The sequence below is a fragment of the Lysinibacillus sp. FSL K6-0102 genome (assembly GCF_038003545.1).
GTDB lineage: Bacteria > Bacillota > Bacilli > Bacillales_A > Planococcaceae > Lysinibacillus > Lysinibacillus capsici.
Window position 1 is genome coordinate 2620303 of sequence record NZ_JBBOPH010000001.1, and the last position, 19628, is coordinate 2639930.

General features: G+C 36.5%; 21 protein-coding genes. 5 read left to right on the forward strand and 16 right to left on the reverse strand.

Going from position 1 to position 19628, the window contains the following annotated elements; genetic code table 11:
- Positions 1-147 precede the first annotated feature (147 nt).
- Positions 148-1059: a DNA glycosylase gene (locus NYE73_RS13265; protein WP_054550214.1), complete on the forward strand. Its 912-nt coding sequence runs from the start codon at positions 148-150 to the stop codon at positions 1057-1059.
- Between the two features lie 123 nt (positions 1060-1182).
- Here NYE73_RS13265 and NYE73_RS13270 read toward each other — a convergent pair whose 3' ends face one another.
- Positions 1183-2064 (reverse strand): LysR family transcriptional regulator, encoded by an 882-nt coding sequence (locus tag NYE73_RS13270; RefSeq protein WP_259950200.1) that lies wholly within the window; start codon positions 2062-2064, stop codon positions 1183-1185.
- Positions 2065-2188: 124 nt separating this feature from the next.
- On the opposite strand from NYE73_RS13270, the gene NYE73_RS13275 reads away from it, so the two are divergent.
- The gene (locus tag NYE73_RS13275; RefSeq protein WP_259950201.1) at positions 2189-3088 is read left to right on the forward strand and encodes a PhzF family phenazine biosynthesis protein; all 900 of its coding nucleotides are present in this window, start codon (positions 2189-2191) and stop codon (positions 3086-3088) included.
- Positions 3089-3191: 103 nt separating this feature from the next.
- On the opposite strand, the gene NYE73_RS13280 is transcribed toward NYE73_RS13275, so the two are convergent.
- Positions 3192-4076, reverse strand: coding sequence for a LysR family transcriptional regulator (locus NYE73_RS13280; protein WP_112118593.1), 885 nt, complete (start codon positions 4074-4076; stop codon positions 3192-3194).
- A 104-nt stretch (positions 4077-4180) separates the two neighbouring features.
- Here NYE73_RS13280 and NYE73_RS13285 point away from each other — a divergent pair, with 104 nt between their 5' ends.
- Complete coding sequence (locus NYE73_RS13285; protein ID WP_259419469.1) at positions 4181-4948, forward strand: sulfite exporter TauE/SafE family protein; 768 nt, start codon at positions 4181-4183, stop codon at positions 4946-4948.
- Between the two features lie 126 nt (positions 4949-5074).
- Here NYE73_RS13285 and NYE73_RS13290 read toward each other — a convergent pair whose 3' ends face one another.
- The 9 genes from NYE73_RS13290 to NYE73_RS13330 all read right to left on the reverse strand — a co-directional run bounded on the left by NYE73_RS13290 (position 5075) and on the right by NYE73_RS13330 (position 13489).
- Positions 5075-5827: an SDR family NAD(P)-dependent oxidoreductase gene (locus NYE73_RS13290; protein ID WP_259950202.1), complete on the reverse strand. Its 753-nt coding sequence runs from the start codon at positions 5825-5827 to the stop codon at positions 5075-5077.
- A 71-nt stretch (positions 5828-5898) separates the two neighbouring features.
- Positions 5899-6195, reverse strand: coding sequence for a hypothetical protein (locus NYE73_RS13295; RefSeq protein WP_048393027.1), 297 nt, complete (start codon positions 6193-6195; stop codon positions 5899-5901).
- Positions 6196-6253: 58 nt separating this feature from the next.
- Complete coding sequence (locus tag NYE73_RS13300) at positions 6254-6769, reverse strand: hypothetical protein (protein WP_054550220.1); 516 nt, start codon at positions 6767-6769, stop codon at positions 6254-6256.
- A gap of 275 nt (positions 6770-7044) precedes the next feature.
- Positions 7045-8301 (reverse strand): DUF4179 domain-containing protein, encoded by a 1257-nt coding sequence (locus NYE73_RS13305; protein ID WP_054550221.1) that lies wholly within the window; start codon positions 8299-8301, stop codon positions 7045-7047.
- Positions 8298-8798 carry a sigma-70 family RNA polymerase sigma factor gene (locus NYE73_RS13310; protein ID WP_115673645.1) on the reverse strand — a complete coding sequence of 167 codons (501 nt, stop codon included), beginning with the start codon at positions 8796-8798 and terminating at the stop codon, positions 8298-8300. Before NYE73_RS13310 ends, NYE73_RS13305 begins: the two co-directional genes overlap by 4 nt.
- Before the next feature lie 169 nt (positions 8799-8967).
- Positions 8968-9330 (reverse strand): hypothetical protein, encoded by a 363-nt coding sequence (locus NYE73_RS13315; protein WP_036079224.1) that lies wholly within the window; start codon positions 9328-9330, stop codon positions 8968-8970.
- Positions 9331-9370: 40 nt separating this feature from the next.
- The gene (gene pdxR / locus NYE73_RS13320; protein WP_259950209.1) at positions 9371-10810 is read right to left on the reverse strand and encodes a MocR-like pyridoxine biosynthesis transcription factor PdxR; all 1440 of its coding nucleotides are present in this window, start codon (positions 10808-10810) and stop codon (positions 9371-9373) included.
- A gap of 134 nt (positions 10811-10944) precedes the next feature.
- A complete protein-coding gene (gene hemL / locus NYE73_RS13325; protein WP_259950434.1) occupies positions 10945-12237 on the reverse strand; it encodes a glutamate-1-semialdehyde 2,1-aminomutase in 1293 nt (430 codons plus the stop codon).
- A 1-nt stretch (position 12238) separates the two neighbouring features.
- Complete coding sequence (locus NYE73_RS13330) at positions 12239-13489, reverse strand: benzoate/H(+) symporter BenE family transporter (protein ID WP_237898002.1); 1251 nt, start codon at positions 13487-13489, stop codon at positions 12239-12241.
- A gap of 578 nt (positions 13490-14067) precedes the next feature.
- Between NYE73_RS13330 and NYE73_RS13335 the strand changes: the two genes are divergently transcribed.
- The gene (locus tag NYE73_RS13335) at positions 14068-14610 is read left to right on the forward strand and encodes a DUF402 domain-containing protein (protein WP_259950211.1); all 543 of its coding nucleotides are present in this window, start codon (positions 14068-14070) and stop codon (positions 14608-14610) included.
- 180 nt (positions 14611-14790) lie between these two features.
- Positions 14791-15174, forward strand: a complete 384-nt coding sequence (locus NYE73_RS13340; protein ID WP_004224262.1) for a hypothetical protein — start codon at positions 14791-14793, stop codon at positions 15172-15174.
- A gap of 424 nt (positions 15175-15598) precedes the next feature.
- On the opposite strand, the gene NYE73_RS13345 is transcribed toward NYE73_RS13340, so the two are convergent.
- The 5 genes from NYE73_RS13345 to NYE73_RS13365 form a co-directional block, all read right to left on the reverse strand.
- The gene (locus NYE73_RS13345; protein WP_259950213.1) at positions 15599-15883 is read right to left on the reverse strand and encodes a hypothetical protein; all 285 of its coding nucleotides are present in this window, start codon (positions 15881-15883) and stop codon (positions 15599-15601) included.
- A gap of 360 nt (positions 15884-16243) precedes the next feature.
- Positions 16244-16786, reverse strand: coding sequence for a pyridoxamine 5'-phosphate oxidase family protein (locus NYE73_RS13350; RefSeq protein ID WP_066036685.1), 543 nt, complete (start codon positions 16784-16786; stop codon positions 16244-16246).
- Between the two features lie 326 nt (positions 16787-17112).
- Positions 17113-18111 (reverse strand): NADP-dependent oxidoreductase, encoded by a 999-nt coding sequence (locus tag NYE73_RS13355; RefSeq protein WP_259950214.1) that lies wholly within the window; start codon positions 18109-18111, stop codon positions 17113-17115.
- A 31-nt stretch (positions 18112-18142) separates the two neighbouring features.
- Complete coding sequence (locus NYE73_RS13360; RefSeq protein WP_112118578.1) at positions 18143-18478, reverse strand: ArsR/SmtB family transcription factor; 336 nt, start codon at positions 18476-18478, stop codon at positions 18143-18145.
- 189 nt (positions 18479-18667) lie between these two features.
- Positions 18668-19264 (reverse strand): SCO family protein, encoded by a 597-nt coding sequence (locus tag NYE73_RS13365; RefSeq protein ID WP_004227948.1) that lies wholly within the window; start codon positions 19262-19264, stop codon positions 18668-18670.
- Positions 19265-19628 lie beyond the last annotated feature (364 nt).

A 19628-nucleotide genomic window follows, 5' to 3' on the forward strand; every position in this document is an offset into this window, starting at 1 on the left:
TAGCCTTCTTAATAACTAACACTATAACCTCATCAATAGAAAAAAATAAGGCGTTTAGAATGGAATAGCAAGATAACAAAATGAGTAAAGCTACTTTTATGATAAAGTAAACTAACAAACTGTGTAGTTGAAAAGGAGAATGAAAAAGTGATATGGCATGACGTTGACGATGTGATGATCATTACCTTACCAGCAAATTTTGATATGAATGCAAATCTAGGCTATTTAACAAGAGAAAAAAATGAATGCCTGTATGAAATAGAGAACAATATCATCACAAAAGTGATAGCCATTGGAGAAATGCAGTCTTTAGTACAGATAAGCGTAATCGATAATCAACAAATGGTTGTTCAATTCCTAAATGGTTCTAGGCCTATTGAAAAGAGGGAGCGGGAAAAAATTGCAACATATATAATTGAATGGTTTGATCTTGATAACGATTTAACGCCATTTTATGAAATGGCAAATACAGATCCATTACTTAAAATACCTGCCCAAAAATTCTATGGATTACGAGTTATCGGCATTCCCGATTTATTTGAAGCGTTATGCTGGGGCGTTTTAGGGCAACAAATCAACCTTGCCTTTGCCTACTCTTTAAAGAGACAATTTGTAGAAAGCTTTGGCGATTCTATCGAATGGAATGGTAAAAAGTATTGGGTATTCCCTCCATACGAACGAATTGCACAGTTAGAACCTACTGACCTAGCAGCTATTAAAATGACGGTTAAAAAAAGTGAATATATCATTGGCATTGCAAGATTAATGGCATGCGGAGAATTATCGAAGGAACAATTAATGAAAATGAATTTTAAAGAGGCAGAAAAAAGCTTAATCAAAATACGAGGAATCGGACCTTGGACAGCCAATTACGTGCTAATGCGCTGCCTACGGTTTCAGACGGCTTTTCCAATCGATGATGTAGGTCTGATTAATTCAATAAAAACATTACGTAATATGAACCAAAAGCCTACGAAAGAGGAAATTTTAGCGCTCTCGATACCATGGAAAAACTGGGAATCCTACGCTACCTTCTATTTATGGCGTGTTCTTTACTAAATATCATCACCTTGATTTGAGCATGTTTTGAAAAAATGAACCAAAACATGCTCTTACGTAGGTATGTTTTATGCTTCTACAAAAGCACAATGATGATGAACAATCGCAATGGACACAGAATTCTTATAGCTGTAATTCTTTAATACAATCCATGGTTGTTTTTATAAACTCTTTGACAACGGGAAGGGGTTGCTTCTTTGAGCGAGTAATAATGCTTATTTCTCGGAAAGGTTCGGGTAAGAGAGGTTTTACAATGGTACCTGCTAAATTATAGGGTAAAGCTAGTTCTGGTATGATTGTAATGCCTAATCCTTCACGCACCATTGCAATGATTGTTTGATTTTCTTCCACATTAAACTCTATGTTTGGGGATACCTCTTGTTCCTGTAAAAACTTCTTAACACTCACTTCACATCCTAGCTGAGGCATAATAAAAACCTCCCCTTGAAGTTCTCCCGCTTTTACTTGTTCATTTATGGCAAGATGATGATGAATCGGTACGATTGCTACTAATCTATCTCTTACTATGGTAGTAGCCTCAAAATGATCCATAGGGTTACTTAAAGATGTAAAACCTATATCCACTTTCCCCTCTTCTACCCAACGTGTAATTTGGTCATAGCTCCCCTCATAAAAATCGATTTCAATTCCCTTAAACTCTCCTTTAAACCGTGATATGATCGTTGGCAACACTTTTGAAGCGAAACTTGAAAAGCTGCCAATATTTATTTTTCCGTTTTGTATTCCTAAAATAGAAGCCGCTTCTTGTTTAATGCTTTCTGCTTCGGATAAGATATTTCTCATATTGTTGATAATACGTTCACCACTATCTGTTAATGAGATGCCATTTCTTCCTCTATTCAAAAGTTTAATACCGAGTTCTGACTCTAATGAAGCGATATTATGGCTTATGCCCGATTGTGTCATCGCCAATATTTCTCCTGCTTTTGTGAAATTACCAATATCCACTACTTTGACGAATATTTCTATTTGCAAAAGGTTCACAAGATAACCTCCGTATAAGATTTAACTTTCCATTCGACTTCCTCATGTTTAAGATTAAAAACATGAATTTTACTTATCAATTCTATCATACTACAATAATCTTAGAATGAAGGAGGAGATAGCAATGAAAAAAGTGGTAGAGTTTTTTTATGTTGATGCATTCACCACAGAAACGTTTGGAGGAAATCCAGCTGGCGTCATACCTCATGCTGAAAATTTAACAGATGAGGAAATGCTAAACATAGCCAATGAATTAAACCTTTCGGAAACGGCCTTTCTTTTACCATCAACAAATGTAAATGCAGATTATCAAATAAAATATTTTACTCCTACAAAAGAAGTTGACTTTTGCGGTCACGCTACGTTAGGTACAGCATGGTTAATGGCTAATAAGTACAATTGGATTGATAAGGACGAGAAAATAATCTTTGAATCAAACATTGGACTAATTCCTGTAAAATGGATTACGGAAAACAATCACTTAAAGAGCGTGTCCATGACTCAAGTACGTCCCCATGTAAAAAGTATAGACATTAGCCCTGAAGTCGTTGCGGACCTTGTGGGTTTAGAGGAAACGGACATTGATGATCGATACCCGATAAAAATAGCGAACACAGGGGTCCCACATCTTATGGTTCCCGTTAAAACACGTCAAGCAATTGATCAAGCAGAACCTAAATTAAATGAGCTTAAAAAGATGAACAATCATTTTAACATATCAACCACTCACCTCTTTACCTTTGACACCAATGGGGAATTTGATATTTATACAAGAGATTTTTGCCCAAATATAGGGATCGATGAAGATCCAGTTACAGGGGCAGCAAACGGTGCATTAGGTGGTTATTTATATCTAGAAAATATACTAGCTCAACAACAAAAACATCACTTAGTAATTGGGCAAGGACATACGATTAATAGACCTGGGACTCTTTATGTCACGATCACACCTGATGAGGAGAATGCTGTTATTGAAGTAGCAGGAGCAGCAGTTGTTTCAATAGAAGGAAAAATACTTTTATAATACTATTTTTCTGAATTTTCTGTGTTAATTATCATCATAAAATAAACTTCTCTAAATTATTCACTTAAATTTAGAGAAGTCTTATTTATGCCAAATAAAGTGGTTAGTTCAATGCATTTAAATGCGTTTTTAAGTATTGCAAAAATGGTTGCTCCATGAGATCGGTTTTTCGAGAGCAAATAAATAAACTTTGCTGAATAGCTGCCTGCTCAACATACACTTGAGCAAGTTTCCCGTTTGCTATACTTTCATCTACACTATAGGACGGAGCTAAAGTCATGCCGTACCCCGCTTCCACTACTTTTATGGATTCGTGTAAGCCCTGCATTTGAAGCCCTAATTTAGGTAATGGCGCATTAAATGTGTAAAAAATGGACTCCAATAAATCGAGTGTCGAGCTACCACGTTCCCGATAAATAAAGTCCTCGTTCGATAATTCATAGATGGAGACCGTTTGATTTGCTAGAGGATGTGAAGGATGGACTATAAACCAAAACGGGATATTCAATACCTTTTCAAATTGTAAATCTTCATGACCAATTTTACTTTGAACGACAAAGCCAAAATCTACTTCATAATTCAGAACTTGCTCCTCCACAGATTGAACATTGCCTAACGATACAAAAAATTCAATTTGAGGATGCGCAAGCTTGTATTTAGCTATGATAGGCGGAAGTATATAATTAATAGGGATGTAAGAGGACGCAATATGTATTTTGTCTTCCTTTGCTAAAAACTTACCAAGCTTCTCATCGATTTGTGCTTCTAAGTAAAATAAACGCATGCCTTGCTCGTATAAAAACTTCCCCTCTGGCGTTAATTGAATTCCACGCCCTTTACCTTCAATCAATTTTGCCCCTATTTCATTCTCTAATTTTCGAATTTGTATGGTAACAGCAGGTTGACTTAGTAGCATACTATTCGCCGCTGCAGTAATTCCCCCAAGCTTGGCTACATTCGTAAAGATCCTCAATGCATGTAAATTCATTCCATTCCAACCTTTCTATCCATAAATAATATTTATGAATAAGCAATAATTATATATTTGTTTTATGTATAGTTTACCAGTAATTTAAGTATTGAGGTGATTGAATGGAAATTTTACTACATGAATGGTTAACAGTAAAAGGAGTTATTTTATTTACAATTGGTTTACTCGCAGCCATAATAGGCGTTCTTTTTGGTGCAGCAGGCTTTATTTTGATGCCTTCATTGTTACTCGTCGGCATTCCAATTCATACAACCGTTGCCGTTAATAAATTTGCGACAGGCTTATCAGCCCTATCAAATGTTGTTTCATTTGTCATAAAAGGACATTTATCTGTAAAAAAGTATTTTTCTTTCATGTTTGTTGCTAGTATAGGTGGTGTATTTGGGGCATTATTCGCAATCCTCTTATCAGAACAAATCATGAATGTCGTCGCTTGTATAAGCTTAATTTTTGCATTTCTGATTGTCCTTTGCAGTAATAAATGGATTGTCAAAGATGTAAAAGAAACAGAGGAACAACCCTTGAACAAGCTTATTCCATTTGCAATTTCCATATATGACGGTGGTTTTGGACCAGGCTCAGCTCTAATGAATATAACCTATTTCTTGAAAAAACAATACCATTATTTAAAAGCAGTCGAGTTAACGAGAATGCTCTCGTTATCAAGCTGTACAGGTGCTTTTCTCTTTTATTACTTTACTGGCATTGTTAATTGGGGAATTGCTATCCCTGTGTCACTTGGCTCTATTGCTGGCTCTTTCTTAGGTTTAAAGATCGTTCCGTATATCCAAACAAAATGGATTCAAATTATTTTACCAATCATTTTTTTGTTCTTAATTGTTCAAGTAGTGTCGGATTTAATAAAATAAACGAAACAAGTCCTACCTTTTTTGCCCCCAAATTTAAGGACATCTAAGGTGGAGCTTGTTTAGAATCCGAAATTTACGACTGTTAGTATAATAGACGAAAACAATAATAATTTGCCTATTTTTTATTTATCTACCGCCACTCACATGTATAATTTCTCCAAGGATGTAATTTGAGGCATCAGAAGAAAGGAAGGCAATTACTTCTGCTATCTCTTTAGGCGCTGCAGCTCGTTTAATTGGTACAGCGGAAGCCATCCGTTCTAGCCGATTGTCACCAGGAGCAAATTTTCCGTGAAAGGGTGTTTCGACCATTCCAGGCGCTACCCCGTTCACGATAATTCCATATTCAATTAATTCTCTGGACATACCAATCGTCATTGTATTGATAGCTCCCTTAGCAGATGCATAATGAATACTTTCCCCTGCCCCACCAATACGTGCTGCTGCAGAAGAGACATTAATAATTTTTCCGCATTTCTTCGGAATCATATGTCTTAATACAGCTTGAGAGCATAAGAGCACACTATTGACATTTAGCTTGAATGTTTCTTCCCATAGCTCTTCACTCATCTCCATAAAAGTACTTTGACGGATGCCGCCTCCAGCGTTATTCACTAAAACATCAATCGTGCCGAATGTAGAAATAGCCTGCTCAATCATTGCGTTCACTTCTTCTTTATTCACAATATTAGCTTGAATAGCAATGGCGTCTCCACCTTGTTCTTGAATTCGTTGGACAGCTTCGTTGGCACCTTCCACATTTGTATGATAATTGATAATTACTTTAGCCCCGTGTTTTGCCACTAGCTCAGCCGTGGCAAATCCAATCCCAGAGCTTGCACCTGTGATAAGAATAACCTTTCCTGACAAGTTATGCATAGCGTCCCCCCTAACGTTTTTAATAGTAATTCGTTCATAAACAACTAATGCTCACGCACCACGATAGTTAATTATATGGTTCTACTACTAGTATATTTTTTAATGATCGTAACTAAAATCGCCAGAATAAATACAATCAAACTATTAATGAGTAAGTAATAGGCAATGTTCAATCCATAGAATAACGCAAAGGGATCACGAATAATAATTAGTGCTAATACACTTCCTAGTCCACCAAATACACCTGCCAGTAGTAAAATGATAAAAGCAGCATTATATAGATTTTTCTTTTTTTTGTAGAATACAAACCCAATCACATTTGCAACAACAATTAAAAAGCCTATCAGTATGAAGAAAAAACCTTCCATTCAACTCCCTCTTTTCAAAACGATTTTGTCATGGGATAACTATTTCTTCCCCCTTGAATTAAAGTGGTCCACCCTCAAAACCAATAGGCCAACCATTTTCTTTAAATTTCACTTTATACTGAAACTCAAAGTGACCCTCATAAATAAAAGCTAAACTAAAGCCTGAAAAGATATAACTATCAAAGTTAGCCATATTTCCAAAGCTTATTGTGGATAAATAATAACTGTTTATTTCTTGATTAGGAAAAAACTTATGTAAATACGCCAATGCGCGGCTTATATGTAAATGGAGTTCATCGAAAATTCTTTCTGCTAGTTCGATTATTCTCACCTCAGGATTTTCATTATTTCCTTGGATAATAATCTCTACATCCTCCCATTCCCCAATATTCATGCTGTATAACCACTGTTCCTGAATAAGATACTTTTCTTTATTGTATACAGGGGGATTGACTAGGTTTAATTCTTTGATGTCATCTTTAGTCAACGGTTTTGCAAGAATAAGCTTATTCTGCAAAATGTCTTTGATATTAGAGACCGTATATTTTGATTTGTTTAATTCTAAAGAGTCCATTTTCCACCTCCGTTTAAAGTAAGTTTACTTAAATTATACCATCATCGCTCTACAACCATTGTAAGTTCAAAAAGAAAAAAGAGCTAGCTATGTAAATTCTAGAAAAGATAACCGCTTCGAATCTAAACATATCGTTACCCCTGTTTTGACTAAATCAAGTGCCTCTTTAATCTATCATCTATCAAGTTGTTCAAAAAAGAAGCCCCCAACCCTTGCAGTCAAAATAGCAAAACAGCTATTCAAAAAGGTACGTCTTTTTGAACAGCTGCTGCATTTTATTGCAATGGAATGTTTACTTCAATATTTTCCCCAATCGGATTAGGGTAATAGTTTAAATATAGCTTAGCTTTTCCATTATATTCTTCAAATTGTGATGTCTCCACTACATACTGCTCGTCTCGAGAAATGGTCAAACTTTTGAATTCTAATGGCGTGCCATCTTCTTTTATGGCGTCAGAGAGCATTAATAATTTGCCTTCATTATTTTTTTTCATCTTAACTGCTACACTTTGCTGCACTATTGAAATGTCCCCCTTAAAATAAGTAGGCTTTGTGAGTATCTCTTTGGTGCCAAAATCAACTTCGATAAAATCCTCACCCTTTGGCACAGCTTGAATGGCGCCAATCATAACCGTCAATGACGCTGGATCATCGAAATAATTACTTTGCAAATAGAGCGTAAATTTGCCATCGCGAATATTCCCGCCTGTTGAACTGTCATTTCTAATACTTTCTCTACGTTCACCGTTTTCTGTCATGATGGCAACATCATCTAGCGCTAATAGTTGCATTGTATTATCTTTGGCTACCTCAATATCGAGTGCCACTTTTAATGGCGAACGACGAATTTGTGTAATCGTAAATTTCTGCCCATTGACATCGATCGTACGATTTGCAGTAAAAATTTTCTCCTTTGCGATCTCGTTTTTCAGTGAAAACGGTAAAGATATTACAATGTTACCTTTCTCTTCATCCTGAAAGTGAAAGACTGCTTTAAAATCCTTGGAAGTATAGGCGATAGGCTTTAAAAAACTATATTTCACAGATGAAGAGATGTATGTTTGATTGCTAGCATTCATGGTAAACGTACAGCCGCATTCAATCTCCTCAGCTCCTTGAAACAATTGAACTTTCTCTAAGTTTAATTTTGAAATATCAAATGAGGCATCAGCGTCATAGAACAGGACAAATCCTAAATTGTCGGCAATCACGCCCTGCAATGTAAGTGCTAGACCTTTTCTAGATTGCGTCACATTGATTTCTTCATAGTATTCATGGTCTACAATATCTTTTATTCCTTTATCTATTGCAATCGCTGTTACAATTGCTTGAAAGCCGGGTATTTTGGCTACTTGGCTAGCAATCGTTGGCGAGACGCGAATTGAAAAGAGAAGGCTTAGGCAAAGCATGGAGATGCATGCAACCGAAACAATGCGCTTCTTTCTTCTTTTTTCTCGTTGAACCTTTCGAAACATGTCCATGCGAACTTGTTGCAGTTTCTCCTTTGGAACGTCAATTAATGGTTTACTCATAGCCAGTCCTCCTTCTCTCTAGCAAAGCTTCTAAGCTTCTTTAAAATGTGATGAAGCTTCGATTTCACAGTACCCTCAGGAATTTGATTGAGCTCAGCAATTTCTTTATTTTTTAATTGCTGGAAATACTTCATATAGACGAGTTGCTGCTCTGACAAAGATAAATGTTCCAATAATCTCTCCATATCTGAGTAGATGACCCATTCAGATAAGTGGTGTTCCTCAATCTGAACAGTCGGCGGACGTTTTCGTAAATGGTCTTTACAGCAATTGATTAAGACGCGCACAAGCCATGTTCTGGCATATTCGTGCTGTTGAACGGTATGCATTTTTTTGAGTGCCTTGTAAACAAGCTCCTGCATCACGTCCATAGCATCTTGCTCATTTTTCATATATGTAAAGGCCATGCGATATAAAATATCCTCATCCATTTCAATCAGTGAAAGTATCGCTTCTTGATCTCCACGTATAGCACGCTGCTCTAATTCAAATTTCATCCTTTTTCGCCTCCTTCTCTCATTAGACTCAACATTGTTGCATTTCGTTCAAAATTTTTGAAACTTTTCAGGGAACTGTCATTTCAACACATCTCCCCATTAATAATAAGAAGCGATTGCTCTAATTGAACAATCGCCTCTTCCCCTTAGCTGTATGTATTGGTAAACATTAAACACCATAATGAATCATCCATTTATCTTGTTTTATTGCTTCAGCTATTTTTTTGATTAATTCTTCAAGTTCTGCAGATTGGTACTCGACATTGGCTTCACTCACCATATTTAAAAATTGTTTATGGGAGCTCGGTGGTATCAAGGTTATCCCCCAATAGGCGAGACTTTTAAATGGCCTATTTGTGTTGTGTGCAAAAGTTTCGAGGTGATGTATTTTTTTGCCAAAATCCTTAGAAAGCAGTTCATCAAAGAGGTCACCATCTACACCGATGCAATTGTATTTTTCAGGTTCATAAGCAGCATATTCCTTGTCTTTTTCTATACAAGCAATGATTCCAAACTCATGAATGTATGGCATAGTATCGCAACCCCCAATTCCCTTATTGCCCAGCTAATGATTATGTTTCTTGCAAGAGAATCTTTGCAAGACGAAAAATGCCTTCCTCAATGGCTTGCTCATCAATTTTAGCAAAGCCTAGTACCCATCCTTTTCGAGTATTTTCTAAGCAATACTTGCTCAGTGGATAAACACGTATCCCATTTTCGAGTGCGAGGTTCGTCATTGCTTCTTCATCAAACGATTCTTCCGCCTCAAGAAGCATATGCAAACCCGTTTCAATGCCACTTAGCTTGAAACGTTCGGCTAGTCCTGTCACCATGATTGCCTTTGTCATCGCTTCATGTCTACGTCGATAGACATTTCTGGCTCTCCTCATATGACGCATAAAATGACCGTGCTCAATAAAATGAGCAAGCGTTAATTGCTCCATAATGGGAAGATGCCGATAGGTTAATTGTTGTACTTGCGCAAGCTGGCGAATGGCATCTTTTGGGCCGATAACAGCCGATATTCGTATGCCAGGAGCAACCATTTTAGAAAAACTCATCATATATAATGTGTTGTGAGGTTGTTGGCTAAACAAGGTAGGAAGCGGGCCACCTCGATACCTGAACTCACCATCATAATCATCTTCTACAATCCAGAATTGATTTTTCGCGGATTTTTGCAGCAATTGTTGTTTGCGTGGCTCAGACATTATGACACCAACCGCACATTGGTGAGAAGGTGTAACAAAAATAAGCTTGGTTTGTGGATCAATCTGCTCTACTTGTACGCCATACTCATCCACGGGTACAGCAACAACATTCATACGCCGATATTTCATGGTCATCCAGGCTGCAGGAAAGCCTGGATCTTCCACAGAAACCGTTTCTCCTTCCTTAAGAAGGGCTTGGGCAATCAGATCGATACTATGCTGTGCGCCAGAGGTTAAGATGATTTGGTCAATCTCTACATGCACACCTCTTTCAAATGTCAGGTAACGTTGAATCTGTTCACGGAGCGGTGTGAAACCGTAGGCATCGCCATAGCCCCAATTGGTCAGATCTGTTTCTGCTGAAGCCTGTAAAAACGATTGTCGCCAAGTTTTTCGGAAATGCTCGTCCAAATACGGCTCATGGGGACAAAAATCGATTGCGACGTTTCCATTTTCTTTGCCTCTAAACCAACTGTTTAATTCATCAACTGCCACGTTTAATAAAGGTAATGTTGGCGTAGATGGTCCTTGAGGAATCACCTCTTCTGCCAAGTTGGTTTTAAATCCCCATTCACTTACTCTTGTTCCTCCACGCCAATTTGTCACGGTATACCCTCGACTAAATAATTCCTCATAAACAATTTGTATGGTTGAGCGTGAAACACCTACTAATAAGGCGAGTTCTCGGGATGGAGGAAGTAACTCCCCTGGTGGCCATTTGCCTGTTGTAATATGATGAATAGCTTGGTCAAGTAACTGTTGCCATATAGGATTTTTATCGTCTCGGTTAACTTGTAACATTCAATTCACTTCCAGTTAGAATAGAGATTGTTAAAATATGTGAAAAATTAATAGTTTTGTACAGTCAATAATTATTATACTATCAATTCGATCATTTTATAGATATAGGATGTTTGTAATCCACTTTGCATCATCTAATTACATGATAGCATCCTTTTAAAGGCTACATCTGCAGCATGAATCGTTCTATCAATATCATGTATGGAATGAGCAGTCGAGATAAATATGCTTTCATATTGAGAAGGAGGTAGAAGTATACCCTGTTTAAGCATTTCTTTATAAAAACGGCGAAACATCTCAGCATCTATTTTTTGAGCATCATCAAAATTTTGTAAGGGATGATCGATGAATGCGTAGCCAATCATTGTCCCGGCTTTCGTTGTTTTAAGTGGAATATGATTGTTATGAGCTACTTTTGATAGGCCTTGAATAAGCCGATCTGCTAACGCTTCGATATACGTATAACTGTTATGATTTAATTTATTGATTGTGGTATACCCCGCTACCATAGCGATTGGATTACCCGATAAGGTTCCAGCCTGATAAATACTACCTTCAGGTGCAATGTGATTCATGATTTCTTTTTTTCCACCATATGCCCCAACAGGCATCCCTCCACCAATGATCTTACCTAAACATGTTAAGTCTGGTTTTATGTTATAAAGCCCTTGAGCAGAGTGATAATCTATACGAAAACCAGTCATGACCTCATCGAGTATAAATAGGCCACCATACTTTGTAGTGAAGGACCGTATTGCTTGAAGAAATTCAGGGTTAGCTGGTATTCCCGCCATATTGCCTGCAAACGGTTCTACGATGACTGCTGCAATTTGTGAGCCATATTTATCAAATATCGTTTTCAGGACTTCGATATTATTATAAGGAATGGAGATTGTATGCTTAGTGATCTCTAAAGGCACACCAAGACTATCAGGAAGGCTGAATGTGGCAATACCTGAGCCTGCCTTTACTAATAGATGATCACTGTGCCCATGATAGTTTCCATCAAATTTCACAATGATGTCTTTGCCTGTAAAGCCTCTAGCTAGTCTAATGGCGCTCATTGTCGCTTCTGTACCCGAATTAACCATTCGAATCTTCTCTATGGAAGGTATGCGAGTACATACTAATGTTGCTAGCTTATTTTCTTGTAAAGTTGGCAATCCAAAACTTGTCCCTCTATTGATGGCTTCAAGAAGTGCTTCTGAAACCTCCTTATCTGCATGTCCATGAATTAATGGCCCCCAAGATAGAACATAATCTATATAGCTATTGCCATCAATATCATATACCTTTGAGCCTTTCCCGTGACTCATAAAAATTGGCTCCATCCCAACTGATTGAAATGCTCTCACTGGGCTATTTACCCCACCAGGCATAAGCTTTTTTGCTATTTCGAAGGCTTCTATTGATTTCGTCGTATCGATGTTAAAAACCACCTTTCGTAGTGATATTATCTTTTCTAATTTGTTGTCCCTCATTTATGCTATGCTGTTTTCTGAGCAATGGAACATTCATTAATAAATGTGCGCCCAAACCAGCTACAAGTCCCCAAAATGCACCGCCAACTCCAAGTAAAGTAACATTTGCGGCTGTTGCCAAAAAAGTAATGAGTGCTGTTTCGCGTCCAACAGGATTTGTTAAAGCATTGGCAAGGCTACTACCAATTGTGCCTAGCAACGCTAATCCCGCTAATGTTGCAATGAACGTAGCTGGGAGAATTAAAAACAATGCAGCCAATGTTACCCCAAAAATTCCGACAATTATATAAAAAATGCCACAGACAATACCTGCAATATAACGTTTTCTTGAATCCTCATGAGCGTCCTTCCCCGTACAGATGGCTGCTGTAATTGCTGCTATGTTAAAAGCATGTGATCCAAAGGGTGCTGTCAGGAGTGATCCCAATCCTGTTACAACCAAAATCGGATTGGCACTCGTTTTAAATCCATCATTTCGCAACACTAGCATGCCTGGCATGTACTGTCCTGTTAAGGTAATAATAAAAAGCGGCAAAGCAACACCCAATAATGCATGTAGAGAAAATGTTGGCGTAACAAATACAGGAGACGCGAAGGCTAACTCGATATGGCTGAAATCTACCTGCCCCATACTTATTAAATAAATCAAGCCAATGACTAGAATACCGACAATTGCATAGCGAGATGTAAACCTTCTTAATACGATATACGTAGTAAACAGGACGATGACAAGTAAAGGTTCCACTTTCGCACCACCAAAGGCTGAAATACCAAATTGTAATAAAATACCTGCCAGTAGACCTGAAGCAATACCTGGAGGAATAAGTTGGACAAAACGTTCGAACATACCTGATAAACCTAACAAAACAAATGCTATTGCAGAAATAATATAAGCTCCAATGGCTTCAGCATATGGGGTAACAGCTAAAGCCGAAACAAGAAACGCCACGCCTGGTGTTGACCAAGCTGTAATAATGGGTTCACGATACCGGTAACTTAGCCAGATACCCGTTACCCCCACACCAATGGAAATCGACCATATCCATGATGCAGTCATTTCTGGACTTAGACCAGCAACCTTGGCAGCCTGAAACACCAGGATAAAAGTGCCCCCATAGTTAACTAAGACAGATATAAAAGCAGCGATGGTGGGCGACAGGAAATCACGTACATTCAGTGAAACGGATGTTGAGTTCATACACTTTCCTACCTTTCTACAAATTATTTTAATCTCTTCTTCATACTAGGAATTCATCACGTATTCTCGTCCTTTAAGGACTGTTCCCTTGTGGAATATCGTTTTCCTATTGTCATTAGCCCTCTATATGTAACGTGTCATTCCAGTAAAATTTCAATTTGCTTGATTCCAAGTAACGCCTTACTTGCCGCTATTTGATAAAATGTCAATCTACCTGAACTAAACAGTAGCACTTCCCCTCCTTGCTAATAAATGAACGGTCTTAGCATAACGTAATACGGATTGATAAAAAACATCCAAAATTGCGAATTTTAGCAGTCCATAAAATTAGGTACAATAAAATAACCTCTAAGGAGTTTTATAAAAATGATTAATCGTTAAAAACAAAGATTGATCATTCATATTAAGTTTGATAAAAAAATCCTGTGTTGATATGCAGGATTTGTCAACAAACGGGCCAGATTGTTGAATAACATTTTTTTGCAATGGTGCAAAACTCTACGGATATGTTATATATATTTTAAACTCACTAGTATGTTATAATTTACCAATAACATTAATTGAGGAGCGATTATCTTTTGAAAAAGCGGTTTTTACATAGAAACGATTGGACTAGAATTATAAAACGCGACTATTCTTTAGAGCAGATAAATCACAAAGATTTTAACGGATTTATTGCTCTTATAAAAATGAATGAAGTAAAAGAACCATTAATAACTGAATATTTAATTAAAAAGCTTTGTATTGTTGATAACAATTACTTATGGTTACAACAACTACCACTCAATGAAAATTTCGCTATTACATCAATGTTTAATGAAAATGGAGAAATTATTCAGTGGTACATAGATATCACATATGAAAATGGCGTTGAGAATGGAGAACCCTATATGTTGGACTTATTTTTAGATATTGTTGTATTACGAACTGGAGAAATCATTGAAAAAGATAAAGATGAATTAGAAGAGGCTCTACACAATAATTGGATTACAAAATCACAATACGATTTTGCCTATCGAGTTTTTTATCAAGTGTTGAAACAAATACACGAAGGTACTTTTAAATACTTTGATTTAAGTTTGAAGCATCGAGACTACTTATTAGGTAAGATTCATGAATAAATCATGCTTTAATATTTCATTACCAAATAAAAGTTTGAGGTTTACTTTAGGGGCTATTAAAAAAAGGATGTTCAACAAACGTTCATCAATCGGGCCAGATTGTGGAATAACGCCTTTAAAGAAATTTAGGTTAGCCGTCATCTTAAAGACTGGATTATAATAAACAAAAGAGGTGACTGAATGAGAAAGATTTCTATAGCAAAGATACTTTTTTTCCCGATAATAGTAGCATTAGTTACCACATTAAGTATCGTGTTTATCGAGAGAATATTCCAATCGGATATAATGCCTCCTTCGACGGCTGAGAAAATACTGCTTTCTGTACTGCTCTATTTAGGAATCTATTTATTTACTATTATCCTTGTAGTCCCTATTGAAATTTATTTAACTAATAGAATAAAAAACAAAATACTTTCTTTTGTTCTAACAAATGTTATCGGTTTAATTTTGGTGGGTTGCATTGATATTTGGTTCTTTACTCTTGGTGGTTTTATGTCTATATATTTGATTTTCCCATTGTTCTCAATTTTAACGTTAATACGATTCAATTCTGATGCGAAATAAAATATATAGAGAAAGATGACTGAAGGTTGGTTATCATTTCATTCAATATTCAACACTCGGGCGCAATTCTGTAACAAAGATTCAGCGCTCGTTGCCATTAAAGGGCCATATTGTTGAATAACACTTTTGACGATAAGAAATGCTATTCAAGTTTTTATGCAAATTTTTGAACAAGCTCCGCAAGTATAAACGCTGCTACTTCAACTGTTTATGCCATATGTATAGAAAACTGTATAATTAATTGTTCTATCGAAAAGGCACAAATGTTTATTTAACAACATTCGTGCCTTTTTGGTGTATGCCCAAACTGGAAACGTTTTTTTGTATAGAGTTGTATAGCCCCTGCTTAATTAAATACTGCAAATAAATCGATAAACTTTTCGCTATGTGCATCTACTAAAACCATTGAATTCATTTAGGGAATTTATTTTTTCTTTTTACAATCTAAAAGTATCGGTGTTATATTAAGTAGGATGGAAATAATTGTAAGTATCCATAACGACTTTTCCATAGTAGGTACAACATCCAATAAAGCTGTCCAATCTTCTACTTTTACCCAATTAGCTATTAGACTATTTTCTGCACATAGCGTTAATGCTGTAAATGATAATCCCATTGCCATCGCAAGCTTGTAGTCTTTGCCTGTTGCATACATATAAAGGTTAATAAAAGTTGCTATTATTGCGATAAGACCTAATATGACCCACATAATGATGCCCCCATTAAACTTTCAATTTTCAATATAGACATAAAATGGAATAATAAAGTTCCCTAAGCGACTTTTGTGAGTATTGCAGATCATAACCTTGTAATGGCACTCGTTATTCAACAATCGGGCGCAATTGTGGAACAACATAGCTGAAAAATGATCAAACTTTTTTATAAAAATCTCATACTTATCTAAAGAGAGTAACTCCATTTTGATCAATTTTTCAAAATGGAGTTTTTGATGTTGCTATTAGATAAGGATTAAGAGCTATTTGTTAATCCATCTTTATTCCAAAGCTACATCTGACTAGAGTTAGTGGTGCTTGCAGTGATTTGATGTACTAATTTCTGAAAACCAATACTATGTATGTGGGATTTTCTCAATATTGAACATCTCCCCTAAGGCAATTGGATTTTCTTTCGCGGTAATATGTTGAGGATCAATACGGTAAACTTGAACAGGCCCTCCGAAAACGGCTGATCGATATTTGTCCACGTGTTGCTGGGATAAGGGGCGATTATAGTAACCAGGTACATATTTATTTATCATCTCTTGCAACATGTGTGTCGCTTCATCCAAATCGAAAATAGGCTGAGCCTTGCCAAAAACCATGACACTCATATAAGCCGTGTCCGTCTTTGCAGGTACTGGATTTGTAATGGTTCCATATTCATCACAAACCGTAAAGCAAACCTCTGGATTCTCTTCCATCACTTGATTTCGTCTCCCGCCAGTGGCTCCATGGAAATAAAGCACTCCATTTGTCCACACAAAATTAAGGGGGACAACATACGGCAAATGACCATCAGCCATACCCAAATGCCCAATGCGAGCTTGCTGCAAAAATGCCTCAATTTTGTTCTTATCCAACACTTCTCTTACTTTATAACGTACCTTATCCATTGATATCACTCCTACTTGTAGTATGATGTGATTTTATCAACCTTTGGATTGAATAAAAACGTCCATAATTACAGCAATTAAGCAATCCATTTTCCAACTTGAACCAAAGACAAAACCACCGTTCGAACAAATAATGCTCAAACGATGGTTTCTATTGTTTAGGAGATAGGTAATTATAAACTTATTGGCTGACTAACTTTGCTATATTTACCTTCAAAGAACGCAAGTGGTGAACCATCGCTCATCTCAATATTGGGCTACATCTATCCTATAAAAGGAGAAGCCTTGAGGTTTGCGGTTATTACAAACAAAATACAATATAAAGGCTATTTCATTTTTACGATAATCTTCCCTTTTGCTCTACCTGACTCCGCATGTTCCATCGCCTTTTGAGCATCTTCAAATGAAAAAGTTCTATCAATGACTGGTTTGATTTTACCAGATTCAATTAAATCGGCGATTATGCGTAATTGATCGCCACTTGGTTTCATAAATAAGAAGGAATATTGAGCATGATATTTCTTTTCAAGTGAGGTCAGTTTATGACTTGCTGCTGAAAATAATAATGTTTTGAAAAATCCTGAACCATATTCTTTGGCGAAACGAGCATTCGGCGTGCCTGATACGGAGACAATTTTTCCACCATCCTTGATAATCTCGAAAGATTTTTCTAAGGTCTTTCCTCCAAGCGTATCAAAGACTGCATCATAATTTTTCAGTATAGCTTCAAAGTTTTCTTTCTTATAATTAATCACTTTATCTGCACCCAAAGATGTAACTAAGTTTGCACCAGCTTCGCTAGCCGTTGTTGCCACTGAGGCGCCCATTACTTTTGCTAGTTGTATAGCAAAGGTACCTACACCACCAGAGCCAGCATGAATTAAAATCTTTTGACCTTTTTGTAATTGCATGATGTCATGTAAAGCTTGGTATGACGTTAAGCCAACCAGTGGGATTGATGCAGCTTCCTCAAAGCTCAAATTTTTAGGCTTTAGGGCTATGTCATCTTCATGAATCGAGATATATTCCGCAAAAGTACCAATTTTACTCTTCCTTGGACGTGCATAAATTTCATCTCCTACTTTAAAGCGCGTCACTTTTTCGCCAACCTTTACGAGGACCCCTGAAAAATCATTTCCAAGGATCAGTGGCATTTTATAGTGGATTAACAGCTTTACTTTCCCATCACGGATTTTAAAATCAATCGGATTAATACTTGCTGCATGGATTTCAGCAAGTACCTCATATTCATTTATTTCAGGTGTAGGCACTTCTTTCATGCGCATTGGGACTTTGCCATATTGATCTATCACCATTGCTTTCATCGTTCATTCCTCCAGATAACCTATTATATTGTCAATAAAATTTCGTTAACAACGTCTCAATATCCAAAACAAGATTTTTTAACGAACCTAGTTTTGTCCGTATATCTATATAGTAAAAGTTTTTTGTACCTTCTTTGCGCATTAAAATAACACCAGCATCTCTCAAAATTTTAAGATGATGTGACACAGCTGGTCGAGAAAGATGTGTTTGTTCTGTGATTTCACCTACACGCAATCCCGTTTGACAATCTGTGCTCATTAATACCATTAAAATAGCTTGTCTGGTTTCATCACCAATTGCTAATAGTACCTTTTGAGAATTTATAAAGTCGTCCTTAATCAAGTTAAGCTGGTCCTGTTTATTCATTAAAATCCCTCCTCTTACTAATCAGTTGAATAGTTTAAGTTAATGAACCATTGCTGCATATAACGATATAATATTGCCGTATTCGCTGCAATATTGGGAAAGTAAATCGAGACGAATGATTTTTAAAGGCGTACATCTTACTTTCCCCTCTTTCCATAAAAAAACACAGAAGTCACATGGACTTCTGTGTTATTTGCTCTCCTTAATAAGAGCCTTCATATCTCCAACGATTGTTTCAACTGGTACGTTTGTCGCGCCATCATAGTCTTTTACAACTGTGCCGTCTGCGTTTACTAAATAATAGCTCGACATATGTATGACTTGGTCTGAGTTAGGATCGTTTTTAACTAATGAATTAAATGATTTACGTGCAAATTGTTCAATGAATTTTTGTTGATAGCCAGTTAGTAGCTGCCATTTGCTTTCATCTACAACATTATACGTATTTAAGTAATTTGTTAAAACATCAGGCTTATCCACTTCTGGATCCACGCTAAATGCCACAATTTGATAATCTTCAAGGCCTTCATCCTGTAGTGCTTGTTGAACTTCTGTCATATTAAATGTCATGGGTGGACAGATTGTCGTACAGTTTGTAAAAATAAACATGGCTAGCCAAGGCTTACCTTTAAGATCATCTAGGGTCACTTGTTCATTTTTTTGATTCGTTACTGTGAAATCTTGAACCTCGAGATTTAATGTTGGTTCAAACTTGTAACTACCGCAAGCAGCTAGAATGCTACTAAATGCTAGAACTAAAACTAGCAATATACTTTTCTTTGTCATTAGTGGTGCCCACTTCCCTTCATTTCATCACCTTATTTTATTCATTATAGAAGCTAAACACAAGATAATGGACTTACACCCAGATGGCTATTTGTATAACATGTGAACATTAACTGATTCTGGAATTCCACCTCACTAATTCTTCCAAATGACACATCCTTTTTAAAAATTTTTTCATAGCTTTTTTTTATCATTTTCGTTATTTCCCAAAATCTCAGATAATTGTTATATAACAAATTATTTCTACTTAACAAGCTCCCCTGGAATTTAATAGCAGAATAATAAAATACAGAAAATTCTCTTTTATGTTTGTATTTTCTCCTACATTCATTTTTATCAACAACAAACTATTTTAACAATATTA

Excerpts from the sequence above, each read along its gene's own strand:
- NYE73_RS13360 (WP_112118578.1), bottom strand. The coding sequence starts at position 18,478 with ATGAATAAACAGGACCAGCTTAACTTGATTAAGGACGACTTTATAAAT.
- NYE73_RS13295 (WP_048393027.1), bottom strand. The coding sequence starts at position 6,195 with ATGGAAGGTTTTTTCTTCATACTGATAGGCTTTTTAATTGTTGTTGCA.
- NYE73_RS13340 (WP_004224262.1), top strand. The coding sequence starts at position 14,791 with ATGAGAAAGATTTCTATAGCAAAGATACTTTTTTTCCCGATAATAGTA.
- NYE73_RS13365 (WP_004227948.1), bottom strand. The coding sequence starts at position 19,264 with ATGACAAAGAAAAGTATATTGCTAGTTTTAGTTCTAGCATTTAGTAGC.
- NYE73_RS13275 (WP_259950201.1), top strand. The coding sequence starts at position 2,189 with ATGAAAAAAGTGGTAGAGTTTTTTTATGTTGATGCATTCACCACAGAA.
- NYE73_RS13310 (WP_115673645.1), bottom strand. The coding sequence starts at position 8,798 with ATGAAATTTGAATTAGAGCAGCGTGCTATACGTGGAGATCAAGAAGCG.
- NYE73_RS13350 (WP_066036685.1), bottom strand. The coding sequence starts at position 16,786 with ATGGATAAGGTACGTTATAAAGTAAGAGAAGTGTTGGATAAGAACAAA.
- NYE73_RS13305 (WP_054550221.1), bottom strand. The coding sequence starts at position 8,301 with ATGAGTAAACCATTAATTGACGTTCCAAAGGAGAAACTGCAACAAGTT.
- NYE73_RS13345 (WP_259950213.1), bottom strand. The coding sequence starts at position 15,883 with ATGTGGGTCATATTAGGTCTTATCGCAATAATAGCAACTTTTATTAAC.
- NYE73_RS13315 (WP_036079224.1), bottom strand. The coding sequence starts at position 9,330 with ATGCCATACATTCATGAGTTTGGAATCATTGCTTGTATAGAAAAAGAC.
- NYE73_RS13355 (WP_259950214.1), bottom strand. The coding sequence starts at position 18,111 with ATGAAAGCAATGGTGATAGATCAATATGGCAAAGTCCCAATGCGCATG.
- NYE73_RS13280 (WP_112118593.1), bottom strand. The coding sequence starts at position 4,076 with ATGAATTTACATGCATTGAGGATCTTTACGAATGTAGCCAAGCTTGGG.
- NYE73_RS13285 (WP_259419469.1), top strand. The coding sequence starts at position 4,181 with ATGGAAATTTTACTACATGAATGGTTAACAGTAAAAGGAGTTATTTTA.
- NYE73_RS13300 (WP_054550220.1), bottom strand. The coding sequence starts at position 6,769 with ATGGACTCTTTAGAATTAAACAAATCAAAATATACGGTCTCTAATATC.
- pdxR (WP_259950209.1), bottom strand. The coding sequence starts at position 10,810 with ATGTTACAAGTTAACCGAGACGATAAAAATCCTATATGGCAACAGTTA.
- NYE73_RS13290 (WP_259950202.1), bottom strand. The coding sequence starts at position 5,827 with ATGCATAACTTGTCAGGAAAGGTTATTCTTATCACAGGTGCAAGCTCT.
- NYE73_RS13330 (WP_237898002.1), bottom strand. The coding sequence starts at position 13,489 with ATGAACTCAACATCCGTTTCACTGAATGTACGTGATTTCCTGTCGCCC.